The sequence below is a fragment of the Fumia xinanensis genome (assembly GCF_014384905.1).
In the GTDB taxonomy this organism is placed as follows: domain Bacteria; phylum Bacillota; class Clostridia; order Oscillospirales; family Ruminococcaceae; genus Fumia; species Fumia xinanensis.
In genome coordinates, this window is sequence record NZ_JACRSV010000001.1 from 76,005 (window position 1) to 92,151 (window position 16,147).

The window sequence follows — 16,147 nt, forward strand, 5'->3', positions numbered from 1 at the left end:
GGGATTACAACTGAAAAATATCGGGAATATTTTGAAGGAACTTTGAATTTTAGGAGGCGTCTGCCAGAATTTTAAGCTGAGTGCCGGGATAGTAGTGGGCAAGGATTTCCTGATAGGTTTTGCCTTCCTTGGCCATGTCGTTTGCTCCGTACTGACTCATGCCGACTCCATGGCCGTAGCCGTATGTGATGAAAGAAAGACTGTCTTCAGTTGTCTCAACACTGAAGTTGGCGGAGGGAAGGTCAAACCAGGTGCGGATGTCTCGGCCACTCACTTTGACGCTGCCCACCGTCGCGTCCAGCACGGTGCCGGAGTCGGAGCGGGAACCAATTTGAATCCATCCGTTGATATTTCCGGATAGATCGGTATCTTTGCAGTTTGCTTCCAGTATGGATCGGGATTCCTTTTCGGTAAAACTGGAAATGGTTTTACATTTGTCGTTGTTCCGGTCTATGGAACTGTCCACTGGGACGAGATAGGGGATTTCTTTGCCCCAAACTGTCTGGGCGGATTCGGTTTTGCCAGAAGAGATGGAGTGAAAAGCGGCCGCAATGGGCTCTTCCTCGTAGACGAGTATTTGGCTAATAACAGTGTTTACCGCATCAGCAATTTTCTTTTCCTGCGTATCAAAATTGGCACCAAAGCGTTTTTCCCGCTGCTTTTTCGAGAGGTAGGCCTGAAAATGGGCAGGATCAGTGGAAAGGTAGGCGCCCTTCAGGGAATCATCTGGATTTTTCAGCTGGAGGCCGATCTGCCGTAAGGCGTAGCTATGGGCTGCTACCGCTTGGGCTTTGAGGGCCTCCGGCTCAAAGGACGCGGGCATCTCCGCCGCTACCACGCCGGTAATGTATTCCTCAGGAGACAATTCCAATACCTTACCGCTATCTTTGTCCAGCACTTTGTAGACCGAAGGAAGGGTTAGGGAAGAGGTGGAGGCTTCTGGTGTTTTTGGGGCTTCCTGTCCGGCGGAATCGGTTGGATGGACAAATGATGTACCGCTTTCGGGGGAAGGTTTACTGAAAGCCGGAGAGTTTGTCCCTTCAAAACGGAAAGAAAAAGCGGGGGTAGAACTCGGGTTAAAAAAAGCCTCGCCGTAAACTTGCTGCTGCATCAGTGAGGCGGCGGGAAGCAGGATAAACGCCCCGCAGAATATCAGTACCTTCCATAGTTTGCGCTTCATAGAAAAGCCCTCCTTTTCGACCGCGAGGTCTTTTAATAGTTTGTGAATCCCTGAGAGTTTGTATTGACTTTGAGGCTGTGGCGATATACAATAAAACTATCTATATTGTAATGGAAAAAAGTGCATCGCATCGTCATATGATAAAAAATAGGATCCTTTATTTTGCAGCAAAATAAAACGTTGGCTGCAGCTGAGAGGGCGATGCGACAATTTGAAAAGAGAAAGGTGATGCAGGTATGGCAGGCGGATTCGTCAAAAAGGAATCTCTCAACACATTATTCGAGGAGTTCAAGAAATATAACTATATCGACCCTGCGCTGAACGAAAAGTACGATGTCAAAAGAGGGCTGCGCAACAGCGACGGCACCGGTGTTTTAGCGGGACTGACCCAGATTTGTAACGTACACGGCTATGTGATTAACGAGGGGGAGAAGCAGCCGGTGGACGGTGAACTGACCTTTCGTGGTGTCAATATTCGTGACTTGGTCAGTGCCTGCAATGAAGAGCAGCGCTTTGGATATGAGGAAGTGGCGTATCTGCTGCTGTTCGGAAGCCTTCCCGACAAAAAACAGTTGGAATTTTTTAAGATGGTCCTGTCCCAGGCCCGGACTTTGCCCACAGATTTTATTCAGGATATGGTTATCAAGGCTCCTTCCAAAGACATCATGAATAAAATGGGACGGAGTATTCTCGCCCTCTATTCCTACGACGATTTTGCCGATGAGAACACCTTGGAAGGGGAACTGAAAAAGGCTCTTTACATTATCGCCAGGATGCCAGTCATCATGGTCAACTCTTATCAGGCGAAAATCGGGCATTACGACAACGCTTCTACATACTATCATCCCCTGCGCCCGGAAGAGAGCATGGCGGAGAGCATCCTGTCCACTTTGCGCCCAACTCGGGAATACACCAAAGACGAGGCACTGCTTCTCGACACCTGCCTGATGCTTCACGCGGAGCACGGCGGCGGAAACAACTCCACCTTTGTCTGCCGGGCGCTGACTTCTTCGGGTACCGATGCCTATTCCGCTTATTCGGGGGCAATCGGCTCACTGAAAGGTTTTCGCCACGGCGGCGCCAACATCAAAGTCGTCCAGATGTTTGAAGAAATCAAACGGGGCGTCAAGCACTGGGAGAGCGATGAGGAAGTCAAGGATTTCCTTCGTCAGATTATGGATAAGAAAAAGGGCGATGGCACTGGCCTCATCTACGGCATGGGCCACGCGGTCTATACCCTTTCCGATCCTCGCGCGGTCATCCTGCGGGACAGCGCCCAGAAACTGGCGGAGAAAGAGGGCATGCTGGATGAATTTGAGCTTTTAAAGAGCGTCGAGCGGCTGGCCCCCGAGGTGTTCCTGGAGAAAAAAGGAGACGGAAAAGTGGTTTCCGCCAATGTGGACTTTTATTCCGGCTTTGTATACCGGATGCTCAAAATTCCGGTGGAACTGTATACCCCTCTCTTTGCGGTTTCCCGCATGAGCGGCTGGTGCGCCCATCGCATCGAGGAGTTTATGACTTGCTCCAGAATCATCCGTCCCGCCTATAAGTCCATTGTAAAAAAGAAACTGTATACACCTATCAGTGAAAGATAGATTTTGGTTAAACCTAACGGGGAGTGAATCCGTGAAAAAAAGATGGTTAAGCGGCATCCTTGCGGTGATGCTTGTTTTCAGCGGCTGTACTTACGGTGGAGGAAACGTGGACGGCCTGCTGAGGCCGCCGCGGCTTTCCGATGAACAAAACGACATCTGGCTCGCCCTGAAAAAGGATAGTCAGGGAGACAGCATCAAGCTGGTTTACCCCCAGCGTGGGGAGAACCGTTCAGCGATTCTCCTGACCAATTTAGACGACGAGCCCGGAGATGAGGCAGTGGTATTTTTTCAACCGGCTACAGCCTCTTCTGCCGCAGCTCCCATCCGCATGAAGGTGCTCGACAAGCTGGATGGGGAATGGGAGTCTATGTACGATCTGGTACTGGACGGTACCCAGATAGAAGATGTATCCATCCTCAACGTAGGGACAGGTGTGCCTCTTTTGGCCATTGGCCTCAACTTCGTCGGTGACGGCAGCCATCTTTTGCGGGTGATGCAGTTTGACGGCAAGATCCTGAACACAGTGTTTTCGCAAAATTACCAGGCCAAAGGGTTTTATGATCTGGACGGAGACGGGAAAGACGATATTTTCCTTGTGGAAAACCCCGAGTCCGAGGTCAAAACCTGGGCAAAGCTCTACAGCTATGAAAACGGACGGTTTTTGACATCGGGATCGGCACTGGTCAACCCGGAAATCACTCGTTATACCAATATCCTGAAAGGATACATGGCTCAGGGAGAGGAAGCGGTCTATTTAGACGGCTATAAAGGCAGTGAATTGATGACCACTGAGATTTTGTCCTTTGACAGGGACAAAGGACAGCTTATTAATTGGACCTATGATGGCCAGGTGCCGAAAAAATACCCGGTGGATCGGGTCCCCTTGGCTACCTGCTATGATTTGAGCAACGACGGCGTCATCGAGGTGCCGGGGATCCGCCCGCTTCCGGGATACGCAGAAAGCAGCACGAGCCCTTTGTATCTCACCGACTGGTACCATTTTGCGGATGGGCAGTATGAGCGGATTCAGTCCTCGTTTGTCAATTCTCCGCTGGGATATATGCTCACCTTCCCGGAAAACTGGATCGGCAAAGTGAGCGCCCAGAAAACTACACAGGAAAACGAAATCCTGTTTTACGAATACCATATGGGGCAGGATCCTTTGTCCAGCGCGCTTCTATATTTAAAAGTGGCCACCCGCAGCGAATGGGTGAGCGAGAAGGTGTCGAACGATTATGAACTGATCGACACCCGTGGGCAGATTGTCTACCTTGCAAAGATTCCCGACTCGGATTCAGCGCTGAAAATTTCCATCCCTCAGGTAAAGGAGTATTTCAGCAGGATCATCTGATACGTTAAGCCAAAAAGGGGGATTTCCAATGAAACGAATTTTAGTCTGCGAAGATGAAGATGTCATCCGCGACTTTGTGGTGATTAACCTGCAAAGGGCGGGTTATACCGTGGTAGACGTAAACTGCGGCGAGGATGCACTTCGCGTTTACGACGAGCAAAACGGCGACTTCGACATCGCGCTTTTGGATATCACTATGCCCGGTATCGATGGATTTACCGTCTGTAAAAAGCTTAGGGAGAAGTCGGGGACCTTGGGCATCATCTTTCTGTCCGCCAAAACCCAGGAGATGGATAAGGTGGGCGGCCTGATGCTAGGGGCGGACGACTATGTGACGAAACCCTTCAGCCCGTCCGAGGTGGTTGCGCGGGTGGACGCCGTTTACCGGCGGGTCTGTATGGCTTCCGGCGGTGTGAAAGAAACCTCTGTGGTTTCCAGCGGGCCCTTTGTCCTCAATCAAAAGAGCCGGACTCTGACGAAAAACGGAAAGCCAGTCGATGTTACCCAGGTGGAGTACCAAATCATGGAGCTCCTTCTCAAAAACAAGGGGGTTGCCCTTGACCGGAATAAAATTCTCACCGAAATCTGGGGCGAGAATTATTACAGCGACGTGAAAATCGTCGATGTCAACATCCGGCGTCTGCGCATCAAAATAGAAGACGAACCCTCCGAACCGGTGTACATCCAGACGGTTTGGGGCTATGGCTACAAGTGGGGAGACCCTGACGCAAAATAAATGAAAGCCGACAGATACTGCTGTGTGTCGGCTCCAAAACTCCGTCGGGAGCCTGACGGAGTTTTTCGTGTCAAATCAACAGGAACAAAGAAGGAGTGCGTTCGGTGGCTTTAAAAAGCATCGCCCAGCGTTGGTTTATCAACAGCTTTGCTGTAATTTTTGTTATTCTGCTGGCTATTGTGACCGGCAGCGGCTTTGTCATCCATAATTTTTACTATTCTTCGGTGCGGCAGTCGTTAAAATACCGGGCGAATTCGGTTTCCAGCACTGTACTCCAATACTCAGAAAACGCCTCTAACAGCAGCTTTTATACCTCGATGCGAGACTATGTGGAGTCGTTTCCGGACAAGGACTTCGTTGAACTTATGGCAATCGACCCTTACGGAAATGTATCCATGACGTCCAGTGGGTTTTCCTATCAGAAAAAGGATCGGATGCCCGATTATAACGAGGCTCTCAGCGCGCCAGACGGCACCGGTTACTATGTGGGCAGGCTCAGCAACGGACAGAAAATTATGGCGGTCACCCAGATGGTCAGCGTGGTCAACAGTGAGATTTCCGCCATGCGGTTTGTGGTGTCTCTGGAAAATGTTGACGCCATGATTTTTCAGCTGATTATGGGAATCAGCATTGTGGCGGTAGCAGTGTTGGCGCTGGTGCTGATTTCTGGACTTTTGTTTGTAAAGAGTATTGTCCGGCCGGTGCGGGACATTGGAACCGCCGCCAGGCAAATCGCCGGAGGGGATTTCAAGAGCCGGATCCAGAAAGTTTCCAACGACGAGGTGGGCGAGCTCTGTGAAACCATCAATTTTATGGCGGACGAGTTGGAAAACAGCGAAAAGATGAAAAACGAGTTTATTTCCTCGGTTTCCCATGAGCTGCGGACCCCGCTGACCGCCATCAAGGGTTGGGCTGAAACGCTCATTGATACCGAGAATTACGACCTGGCCACTATGAAAAAGGGAATGCGGGTCATCAGCGCTGAGACGGAACGGCTTTCCGGTATGGTGGAGGAGCTTCTCGACTTCTCCCGTATCCAAAATGGCCGCTTCAGCCTTGTATTCCAGAAGATGGATTTGTTGGCAGAATTGGGCGAGGCGGTTTTGATGTACGCAGAAAAGGCCAAGCGGGACAACATCGAAATCATCTACGAGGAGCCGGAGATGTTGCCGGTGATTTACGGCGACAAGAATAGGCTGAGACAGGTGTTCATCAACATCATCGACAATGCCATTAAATATTCCGACCCGGGTGGGCGGGTAAAAATCGACGCCTTTGCCCGGGACGAAAAAATCATGATTACCGTCGCTGATTCCGGCTGCGGCATCAGTCCTGACGACCTGCCCATGATCAAGACCAAGTTTTTTAAGGCCAACCATACGCGAAGGGGTTCTGGCATCGGACTGGCAGTGGCAAATGAAATCATTTCCATGCACCACGGCTCGATCGACATTGAGAGTACCTTAAATGTGGGGACGACTGTGATCATTACCATTCCCATTCATAACCCGGAAGAGGATATAGAAGCGAATGCCGCTATTTCTTATAAATAGAAAGGATTATCAAATCAATGAGCAGAAATTTTAAAACATCCATTGGCGGACAGGCGGTGCTGGAAGGCGTGATGATGCGCGGTGTGCGCAGATCTGCCATGGCGGTCCGCAAGCCGGACAAGACCATCCACCTAGAGGAATGGGACAACAAAACTCCCAGCAAGATTTCCAAGGTGCCCTTTATCCGCGGTATTTTTACCTTTATTGCCAGTCTGGTCGATGGGTATAAGTGTCTGATGAAATCGGCAGAGATTTCCACCGAGGGCATCGAGGATGAGGAACCCCAGAGCAAGTTCGAGAAATGGCTGGACGAAAAGTGCGGAGACGGGTTGATGAAAGTCGTGATGGTTATCAGCTCCATTCTGGGCTTTGGTATCGCAATTGGGCTGTTTATGTTTCTGCCGGCCTGGCTGGTAGGGCTAATGCGGGATTTTGTTCCCCGGTGGGGGTTATCGCTCATTGAAGGACTCATAAAAATTGTTATTTTTATTGCCTATCTCTCCCTCTGCGCCCGCATTCCCGATATGAAGCGGCTGTTTCAGTACCACGGAGCAGAGCATAAGACGATTTTTTGCTACGAAGCGGGAGAAGAACTGACAGTGGAGAATGTCCGCAAACAAAGACGGTTCCATCCCCGCTGCGGCACCAGTTTTCTCGTCATCGTGCTGATTCTCAGCATCCTGATTTTTTCGATAGTCACCTGGAGTAATCCTTTTGTCCGCACCGTGCTGAAAATCGCTCTGTTGCCGATAGTGGTGGGCATCGCTTATGAGCTTATCCGGTTGGCGGGACGGTACGACAACCTCTTTACGAGAATTATTTCCTTCCCCGGATTGCAGATTCAGCGGATTACCACCAACGAGCCGGATGACGACCAGATCGAAGTGGCGATTGCTTCAATGAAGCCGGTTTTGCCGGAAGTCGAGGGCGAAGATAAGTGGTAAATCGGGAAGAAATTGATTTACGAAAAGTATATATAGAAACAAAAAATACTTTAAGTGATTTCGTAGAAGCGCCGGATTTCGAGGCGCAGCAAATTGTCCGGCAGGTGTTTGACGTAAGCTACAGTGAAATCCTGACCGGTGTTAAGCGTATGGCCTGTCCAGAGCAAATAAAGCGAATCCGGGATATCGTTACGAGAAGATGTGAGCATTACCCGCTGCAGTATCTGTTGGGAGAATGGGATTTTTTCGGGCGGCCCTTTTTGGTTGGGGAAGGAGTGCTGATTCCCCGTGCCGACACTGAGGTGCTGGTGGAGGAGGCGCTGCGGTTTTTAGAGCCGCTGTCTGCTCCTAAGGTACTTGACTTGTGCAGTGGCAGTGGCTGCATTGGACTTACCGTTGCGCTGGAGCGGCCAGATGCACAGGTCACAGCGGTGGAGAAATCTCCGGCGGCATTTTGCTACCTTACGCAGAACAACGAGCGACTTGGCGCAAAGGCGGAATGCCTGTTAGGGGACGCGCTTGCTTTGGAGGCGGTCAAAGGGCCGTTTGACCTCATTGTATCCAATCCGCCTTATCTGACGGGGCAGGATATGGCTGAGCTCCAAGTGGAAGTACGATTTGAACCGGCAGAGGCGCTGTATGGGGACGAAGACGGACTCTATTTTTACCGGGAGCTGACGAAAATCTATGTTCAAAGGCTCCGTCCTGGAGGCATGCTGGCCTACGAAATCGGGGAAGGGCAGCAGAATGCGGTGTCGGAATTGCTGGCGGCAGCATCCTTAAAATCTATTTGCCAAATCCCGGACTACAATGGTATAATAAGATGCATCACGGGGAAAAACTGTGATTTTGTTGAAGATTACGGCCTAAGCGCCGTTTGAAAGGAATGGTAACGATATGGCGAAAGCAAAACCAGCGGTGGACAGCAAGGCGGCAGACGAAAAACAGTCTGCAAAGATGAGGGCTTTACAGACGGCCATTGACCAGATCGAAAAAGCTTACGGCGCGGGTTCCATTATGAAATTGGGACAGACGACTACCCTCAACGTGGACGTAATTCCCACCGGTTCTCTGGGCCTTGACATTGCGCTGGGCGTAGGCGGAGTGCCGAAGGGAAGAATCGTTGAAATTTATGGCCCGGAGTCTTCCGGTAAAACAACCGTTGCCCTTCAGATGGTAGCTCAGGCTCAGAAAGCCGGCGGAACAGCCGCGTTTATCGACGTGGAACACGCCCTTGACCCAGTTTACGCAGGGGCTTTGGGTGTGGACATCGATGGGCTGTTGGTTTCTCAGCCGGACACCGGCGAACAGGCGTTGGAAATCACCGAAGCGCTGGTGCGTTCCGGGGCTATTGATATCGTCGTTATCGACTCGGTCGCCGCTATGGTTACCAAGGCGGAAATTGAAGGGGAGATGGGCGAGAGCCACATGGGCCTTCAGGCCAGACTGATGTCTCAGGCTATGAGAAAACTCACCGGTATCATCGGCAAATCCAACTGCGTCGCCATCTTTATCAACCAGATTCGTGAAAAAATCGGCGTCATGTTCGGCAATCCCGAAACCACCACCGGCGGACGGGCGCTCAAGTACTTTGCTACTGTCCGCATCGACGTTCGCAAGGGCGAGGCAATCAAGGACGGCAACGAAATTATCGGCAATGTGACAAAGTGCAAAGTGGTCAAAAACAAGGTGGCTCCTCCCTTTAAAGAGTGCACCTTTGATTTGCTGTACGGAGAAGGGACTTCCTACGAGGGTGAAATCATCGACATCGGAACGGCGCTGGGTGTGATCGTCAAGTCCGGTTCGTGGTACAGCTATAAAGGCGAGCGGATCGGTCAGGGCAAGGAAAAAGTCCGGCAGTTTTTGAAGGAACACCCGGAGGTTTCCGCCGAGGTGGAGCAGATTATCCGGGATAATATGGACAAGTTGGTTTTTGCTCCGTCCAAAGGGGCCAAGGGCGGCAACATCGAAATTCGCAAGGGAACCGATGTGACGGTGGACGCAGCTCCGAAAGCGCCTGCTCCCAGCAGTTCTGATGCCCTCACCGACATTGTTTTGGACGTGGAGGCCGACCTTGAAGACTTTGAATAATGGTCATCACTGATATTTTTAAAAAGCAGGGCACCCGTTACCAAATTGAGTTGGATGGGGCCTACTGGACGATTATAGACGTGGAAATCATCGCCGACTTTCACCTGAAAAAAGGGATGGAAGTAACCGAAGAAATGCAGGAAAAGGTCCAGCGGGCCGCCGACTACCGTCGGGGCAAAGAGCGGGCTCTCTACCTGTTGGGGTACCGGGATCACTGCCGCAAGGATTTGGTGGATAAGCTCTCAAAGAACATTGACAGGGATTTGGCGGAAGAAATCGCCGATAAAATGGAAGAATTGGGCTTTCTCGACGACCGCAAATACGCTGAAAAGCTCGCCCGGCACCTGATTCTTGTCAAAAAGCGGGGAGAACGCCGGGCGTTGCAGGAAATGGCGCTGAAGGGCATCGACCGGGAGACTGCTGTTGAGGCCATCTCGCTGGTGGAGCCGGATGAAAATCTCCTGCAACAACTGATCGAGCGAAAATATCTTCGCTACCTTGGCGACGAAAAGGGGCGGAATAAGGTTATTGCTGCCCTCATGCGGTTAGGACACGATTACGGCGACGTGATTCAGGCCGTGGACGAGGCAGAAGCCTCTCTAAAAGAAGAATAGCCGCATAATAACAGAAAAATCGCAATAGAGATAGATGGAGGAATACTATGCCAATCAAGGTGGGGATGGTCTCGCTGGGGTGTCCCAAAAATCAGGTGGATGCAGAACTGCTGCTCCATAAAATCAAACAAGACGGATATGTTTTGGAACCGGATTCCGGTAACTGCGATGTGGTGATCATCAACACCTGCGGCTTCATTGAGAGCGCCAAGCAGGAAGCCATTGAGAATATCCTCGAGTTTATCACTCTGAAAAAAGAGGGGACCATCAAAAAGATCATTGTCACTGGCTGCCTGGCAGAGCGCTATCGGGATGAAATCGCAGAGGAAATGCCCGAAGTGGATGCTATTATCGGCATCGGCGGAAATGACAAAATCGTCGACGCCATCAAAGGGGTCATGCGGGACGAAAAAGTCTATCTTTACGGGGAAAAAACCGATTTGCCGTTGGAGGGTGATCGGGTGCTGACGACGTTGCCTTTTTACGCCTACCTGAAAATCGCCGAGGGCTGCGACAACTGCTGCTCCTACTGCGCCATTCCCTCCATTCGAGGAAGATTCCGCAGCCGCCCTATGGAAAGTATCGTCAAAGAGGCGGAGGTTTTGGCGGCCCGCGGCGTCAAAGAACTAATCGTTGTAGCCCAGGACACCACTCGATATGGGCAGGATTTGTACGGTGAGTATAAACTACATGAATTACTACAAAAATTGGCGCAAATCGACGGCTTTCGGTGGATTCGGGTTCTTTACGCCTACCCGGAACGGATTACCGATGAACTTTTAGACGTAATGGCATCGGAAGAGAAGATTGCCAAATACATTGACATCCCGATTCAGCACTGCAACAAAGAGATTTTGCGGGAGATGAACCGTCCCGGCGACCGGGAGAGTATCGAGAGGCTTATCAGCAAAGTGCGGGAAAAAGTGCCAGGCATTACCGTTCGCACAACGCTGATTGCCGGTTTTCCCGGTGAGACAGAGGAGCAGTTTGAAGAACTTTGTCAGTTTGTCAAAGATATGCGGTTCGACCGACTGGGATGTTTTGCCTATTCGCCGGAGGAGGGAACTCCTGCCGCTGAGATGGAAGACCAGCTGGATGAACAGCTGAAAATCCACCGGGCGGAAATCGTCACCGAAGAACAGATGAACATTATGGCTCAGCAAAACGAAAAGAAGGTGGGCCAGGTGGTGACAGTAGTCACCGAAGGTTTCGACCGGTTCGGCGAGTGCTATTTTGGCCGCAGTGAGGCGGACGCTCCTGACATCGACGGGAAAATTTTCTTCACTTCCGAGAAAAAATTGTCTGTCGGTGACTTTGTAAAAGTCGCCCTGGAGGATACCTTGGATTTAGATTTGATCGGCTCTGTCGTGGAGGATTAGAGCTACACCACCCATTCGGAAAGGAATGTGAACCGTTTTGAACACACCCAACAAGCTGACTATCGTCAGAATAATCCTGGCTCCAGTATTTTTACTTTTCCTGCTGGGGGATTTTATTCCGTGGCACTATCTTTGGGCACTTATCGTTTTTGCCGTGGCCTCGGGCACTGATGCGTTGGACGGGCATTTGGCCCGGAAGCATCAGCTCATCACGAACTTTGGGAAATTTCTCGACCCGTTGGCTGACAAAATCCTGGTGTTTTCCGCGCTGATCGCCTTTATTGACCTGGGGTTTGCCAGCTCTATTGCGGTCATTATTATGATGGCCAGGGAATTTTTGGTGACCTCTCTGCGGCTGGTCGCCTCAGATAATGGGACGGTGATTGCGGCGAGCAAGCTCGGTAAGCTCAAGACAGCTATGACAATGGCGGCTATCGTTGTGGTTCTCTGCCTGTCAGCTATTTGTGAAGTTTCTTCCTTTACAGTGGACATTGCCCTTATCAGCAATGTTTTAGTTTGGATGGCGGCAGCCATTACCCTTTTGTCCGGGGGCGAGTATTTGTGGAAAAACCGGGCGCAGTTCAGCTCCGACAAATAAGGTTAATGGATTTGCAAAGCCAATATTTTTTATCTGCATATGATAGTAGCAAGGCAGAGGGCACAAGTGCTGCCCCTGCCTTGCTTGTTGTATTTCAGCAAGAATCCAAAAGTTGACAAGAAATGGAAAACGTAGTTAAATAAGATTACAACAACGACATTCCAAACGGTGGTGTTACAACCTACACAGTTTTTTATAAAGGTGGTTTTTATGCTAGACCGAGTCCGAGCGGATATCCGGGCCATCAAAGAACGCGACCCGGCATCCCGTAATTCATTTGAAATTGTTATGCTCTATTCGGGACTGCACGCTATTATGCTGCATCGTCCCGCGCATTTTTTATACCGTCATAAGTGGTTTTTTCTTGCGCGCTTTCTTTCCCAGTTCGCCCGTTTTTTGACCGGAATCGAAATCCATCCGGGGGCTAAAATCGGCAAAGGAGTCTTTATTGACCACGGCAGCGGCGTCGTCATCGGCGAAACCACCGAAATTGGCGACGGCTGTACAATCTATCAGGGGGCGACTTTGGGTGGAACGGGTAAAGAAAAAGGAAAACGGCATCCCACTTTGGGGAAAAATGTGTTGGTGGGAACCGGGGCGAAGATTTTAGGACCTTTCAAAGTGGGAGACAATTCGAAAATTGCCGCTAATGCGGTAGTTTTAGAGGAAATTCCACCTGATTCCACCGCCGTAGGCGTCCCGGCCAGGGTCGTTAAACAAAACGGAAAACGAATCTGTGAAGATTTGGATCAGATTCATATTCCTGATCCTGTTTCCCAGGAACTTTGCCAGATGCGGCACCGCATCGACAAACTGGAAAAGTTGCTGCGCGAGCAACACTTTTCACATCCCGAACTGGAAGTTGGGGAAAATAATGCAGAATAAAATATTCAGGTACTGTGATTTGCATTTTTGATAAATAGAGAAAAAAATACGAATCGGCTTGGTACTTTTCCGATTTATTTTTGTCAGGAGGGCGTTTGTATGTTTGACAAAATTATTACCATTTCCGTCAATCCGGCACTGGATGTAACACTTTGGACCGAAACTATGGACTTTTCCGAGCCGAATAAGACCACCCGGGAGGAAATTTATGCCGCTGGAAAATCCATCAATGTTTCGAGGGTGCTGGCATCCCTGCAAACGCCGTCGGTTTCACTGGGAATCTGTGGTGACGATAATTCGAGGCTGTTCACTTCGTTGCTTCAAAAAGATGGGGTACACTATGACTTTTTAACCATCCCTGGTTGCATCCGTGAAAATTTGACCCTCATTATACCGGACGGGCGCGTTCTCAAAATCAACAGGGCCGGTTTTCCGGTGCCGGCCGATGCCATGAAGCAGCTTAAAATACGCATAGAAAAAGAAATGGATGGCTGCGGCAACGTGTTGCTGGTCTTCGCCGGGAGCCTGCCTCCCAACATCACTCCGGAAGCCTATAAATCATATATTTTATCCTTCCGGCGGAAAGGGGTTGCCTTGGCCCTGGATACCGCGGTTTTCAAGATGCAGGATATTGAAGAACTGCAACCCTTTATCATCAAGCCAAACTTAGTAGAATTTAGACAGATGTGCGGTAGTGATTTGAGAACTGAGCAGTCGATTATCAAACTTTGCAGGACATTGTCTTCCTATGTGGACCATGTCCTGGTGAGTTTGGGTTCAAAAGGGCTCATTTACGTTACAAAAGACTGTGGATACCGGCTCAGTACCCTCTCTGTCAGCGTGAAATCCACCATCGGTGCTGGGGATACGACGCTGGCTGGTTTCATCCACAGTTTGCAACAAGGGAATTCTCCTCAGGAGGCGATTACTTACGCAGTGGCCGCCGGCAGCGCTTCGGTGATGCTGGATGGCACCGACATCGTTACTCCTAAGCAAGTGGAAGAGCAGATTCCAAATGTGGCAGTCAAATCCATCCGATAGACAAACCGCCTTTAATAGGCGGCTTTTCTATCTTTGAAACCGGAGCAAAATGTGTCTGCTTTGTTTCAAGTGATGCCATCAAAATGATTTTAGCATTGGTTTGTCTAAGAGATCACTATATTTACGAAAGTAGTCAACCTGCACCATCTTTTGACTGTATTCACAAATTTTTTCTTGCCTTTTTCGTCATAAAGTGATACTATTTTAGAGTATTGAGAAAAATTGTTCCTATTTATTTTGTCTGCGGAGGTTTCGGGATTTGTCGGAAAAAAAACGGGCGGTGCTGTGCCAGGAAGAATATTCCCGCCAAGCTGAGTTTATGAAAAAATGCGCGGAATTGGTTTTGAGGCGATACGGCGATCATCGGTCTCCCATGGCACTGGTGCGCAGTTATGGCTGTCAGCAGAATGTGAACGACGGCGAAAAAATTATGGGTATGTTATCAGAGATGGGCTTTGGCTTTACAGATGACGTAAACGCCGCCGACGTGATACTTTATAATACCTGCGCTGTTCGAGAAAACGCCGAGAAAAAGGTGTTCGGATTTGTGGGGGAGCTTTCCCACTGCAAGGCGCGGAATGAAAATCTCCTTGTAGGACTCTGCGGCTGCATGGCGCAGCAGGAGCACATTTCGGCAAAAATTAAAAAAAGCTATCCTCAGGTGGACTTTGTGTTCGGCACGCACGCCCTTTACCGGTTTCCGGAGATTTTTTGCAAGGCATTGACAGAGCACCAACGGATTTTTGATATCGAAAATTCTGATGGTATCATTGCAGAGGGAATACCAGTTAGGCGGCTGGGTAAAATACAGGCAAGCCTACCCATCATGTATGGCTGCAACAATTTTTGCACCTACTGCGTAGTGCCGCTGGTGCGGGGCCGGGAGCGTTCGAGAAGTTCCAAAGACGTACTCCAAGAAGCGAGAGAGATCGTGGCAGCGGGATACAGGGAAATTATGCTATTGGGGCAGAACGTCAACTCCTACGGCAAAGATTTGGACAACGATTTAAGCTTTCCGGAGCTTTTGCGGGCGGTGAACGACATCCCAGGGGACTTCCGCATTCGATTTATGACCTCCCATCCAAAGGATTGTACAAAGGAACTGATCGATGCGGTAGCGGAGTGCAATAAAATCTGCAACCACATCCACCTGCCGGTACAGTCGGGAAGCGACCGGATTTTGAAACTTATGAACCGGCACTACACCACCGAGGAATACTTTTCTCTCATTGATTACGCCCGGGAAAAAATTCCGGACGTGATGTTCTCGTCGGACATCATCGTGGGCTTTCCCGGGGAAACCCATGAGGACTTTTTGGAGACGATTAATCTGGTTCAAAAGGTGCGGTATGCATCGCTTTTTACCTTTATCTACTCCAAAAGGGTTGGAACAAAGGCAGCATCTATGGAAGACCCCGTTTCCGCGTCGGAAAAATCCAAGTGGTTTCAGGAGCTTTTAGACGTTCAGCGGAAAATCACTGACGAGCTTTACAGGGACTGCGTGGGCAGAACCTATCGGGTACTTGTTGAACGGACGGGTGATCACGACGACTATCTGCTGGCCGGCAGGACAGAAAATAACATAATTATTGACTTTGAAGGGGATCCTTCTTTGGTGGGGGAGTTCGCCATGGTGGAAATCGTTTCCGCCAATAATCGTTCCGTCCGGGGAAAGCTTGTAAACGAGTAATCAAAACGCTATGCGTTTTAGAATAGAAAGGCTGGAAAAGAACACATGAAATTGATCGAAATGGCAAGAGACATGGGCAAAGAGATTCAGGCAAGCGCCGAATACAAAAGACTGCGGGAAGCACAGACTGCCTGCGATAATGATTCCGCATTGCAGGACGATATCGGCAAGTTTAACCTGAAAAGACTGGACATGAATAACGAGATGCAGAAAACCGAGCGGGACGACGAAAAGCTCAAAGTCCTCAACGAGGAGCTGCAGAACATTTACACTGAAGTCATGGGCAACAAGAACATGATGGAGTACAATATCGCCAAGCAGGAAATGGACGAGATCATGCAGCAGGTGAACGCCATCCTTACGATGTGCGTCAATGGCGAAGACCCTGAAACCTGTGAAATCCCCACAGGGTGCAGCGGCAGCTGTTCCTCCTGCGGCGGATGCCACTAAACTTTAAAAAGCTAGGGTCACCAAAAATTTTGGCGGCCCT

General features: G+C 49.9%; 15 protein-coding genes. 14 read left to right on the forward strand and 1 reads right to left on the reverse strand.

The window, feature by feature from the left end:
- Positions 1-49: 49 nt before the first annotated feature.
- Positions 50-1,180: a stage II sporulation protein D gene (gene spoIID, locus H8710_RS00390; protein ID WP_249293404.1), complete on the reverse strand. Its 1,131-nt coding sequence runs from the start codon at positions 1,178-1,180 to the stop codon at positions 50-52.
- Positions 1,181-1,416: 236 nt separating this feature from the next.
- Between spoIID and H8710_RS00395 the strand changes: the two genes are divergently transcribed.
- The 14 genes from H8710_RS00395 to H8710_RS00460 all read left to right on the forward strand — a co-directional run bounded on the left by H8710_RS00395 (position 1,417) and on the right by H8710_RS00460 (position 16,107).
- On the forward strand, positions 1,417-2,775 hold the full coding sequence (locus tag H8710_RS00395; RefSeq protein WP_249293405.1) for a citrate synthase: 1,359 nt from the start codon (positions 1,417-1,419) through the stop codon (positions 2,773-2,775).
- Positions 2,776-2,806: 31 nt separating this feature from the next.
- Entirely contained in the window at positions 2,807-4,126 is a 1,320-nt protein-coding gene (locus tag H8710_RS00400) for a hypothetical protein (protein ID WP_249293406.1), read from the forward strand.
- A gap of 28 nt (positions 4,127-4,154) precedes the next feature.
- A complete protein-coding gene (locus H8710_RS00405; protein WP_249293408.1) occupies positions 4,155-4,862 on the forward strand; it encodes a response regulator transcription factor in 708 nt (235 codons plus the stop codon).
- 104 nt (positions 4,863-4,966) lie between these two features.
- The gene (locus H8710_RS00410) at positions 4,967-6,415 is read left to right on the forward strand and encodes a sensor histidine kinase (protein ID WP_249293409.1); all 1,449 of its coding nucleotides are present in this window, start codon (positions 4,967-4,969) and stop codon (positions 6,413-6,415) included.
- Positions 6,416-6,432: 17 nt separating this feature from the next.
- The gene (locus H8710_RS00415) at positions 6,433-7,359 is read left to right on the forward strand and encodes a DUF1385 domain-containing protein (protein ID WP_249293410.1); all 927 of its coding nucleotides are present in this window, start codon (positions 6,433-6,435) and stop codon (positions 7,357-7,359) included.
- Positions 7,353-8,240: a peptide chain release factor N(5)-glutamine methyltransferase gene (gene prmC, locus H8710_RS00420; protein WP_249293412.1), complete on the forward strand. Its 888-nt coding sequence runs from the start codon at positions 7,353-7,355 to the stop codon at positions 8,238-8,240. Before H8710_RS00415 ends, prmC begins: the two co-directional genes overlap by 7 nt.
- A gap of 16 nt (positions 8,241-8,256) precedes the next feature.
- A complete protein-coding gene (gene recA / locus H8710_RS00425; protein ID WP_283242737.1) occupies positions 8,257-9,450 on the forward strand; it encodes a recombinase RecA in 1,194 nt (397 codons plus the stop codon).
- A complete protein-coding gene (locus H8710_RS00430; protein ID WP_249293413.1) occupies positions 9,450-10,064 on the forward strand; it encodes a regulatory protein RecX in 615 nt (204 codons plus the stop codon). Before recA ends, H8710_RS00430 begins: the two co-directional genes overlap by 1 nt.
- Positions 10,065-10,111: 47 nt before the next feature.
- Positions 10,112-11,443 carry a 30S ribosomal protein S12 methylthiotransferase RimO gene (gene rimO / locus H8710_RS00435; RefSeq protein ID WP_249293414.1) on the forward strand — a complete coding sequence of 444 codons (1,332 nt, stop codon included), beginning with the start codon at positions 10,112-10,114 and terminating at the stop codon, positions 11,441-11,443.
- Between the two features lie 37 nt (positions 11,444-11,480).
- Positions 11,481-12,041, forward strand: coding sequence for a CDP-diacylglycerol--glycerol-3-phosphate 3-phosphatidyltransferase (pgsA, locus tag H8710_RS00440; protein WP_249293415.1), 561 nt, complete (start codon positions 11,481-11,483; stop codon positions 12,039-12,041).
- Positions 12,042-12,251: 210 nt separating this feature from the next.
- Positions 12,252-12,926 (forward strand): serine O-acetyltransferase EpsC, encoded by a 675-nt coding sequence (gene epsC, locus H8710_RS00445; RefSeq protein WP_249293416.1) that lies wholly within the window; start codon positions 12,252-12,254, stop codon positions 12,924-12,926.
- Positions 12,927-13,025: 99 nt separating this feature from the next.
- The gene (locus H8710_RS00450) at positions 13,026-13,967 is read left to right on the forward strand and encodes a 1-phosphofructokinase family hexose kinase (RefSeq protein WP_249293417.1); all 942 of its coding nucleotides are present in this window, start codon (positions 13,026-13,028) and stop codon (positions 13,965-13,967) included.
- A gap of 259 nt (positions 13,968-14,226) precedes the next feature.
- Complete coding sequence (miaB, locus tag H8710_RS00455) at positions 14,227-15,657, forward strand: tRNA (N6-isopentenyl adenosine(37)-C2)-methylthiotransferase MiaB (RefSeq protein WP_249293418.1); 1,431 nt, start codon at positions 14,227-14,229, stop codon at positions 15,655-15,657.
- A gap of 45 nt (positions 15,658-15,702) precedes the next feature.
- A complete protein-coding gene (locus H8710_RS00460) occupies positions 15,703-16,107 on the forward strand; it encodes a YlbF/YmcA family competence regulator (protein ID WP_249293420.1) in 405 nt (134 codons plus the stop codon).
- Positions 16,108-16,147: the final 40 nt, after the last annotated feature.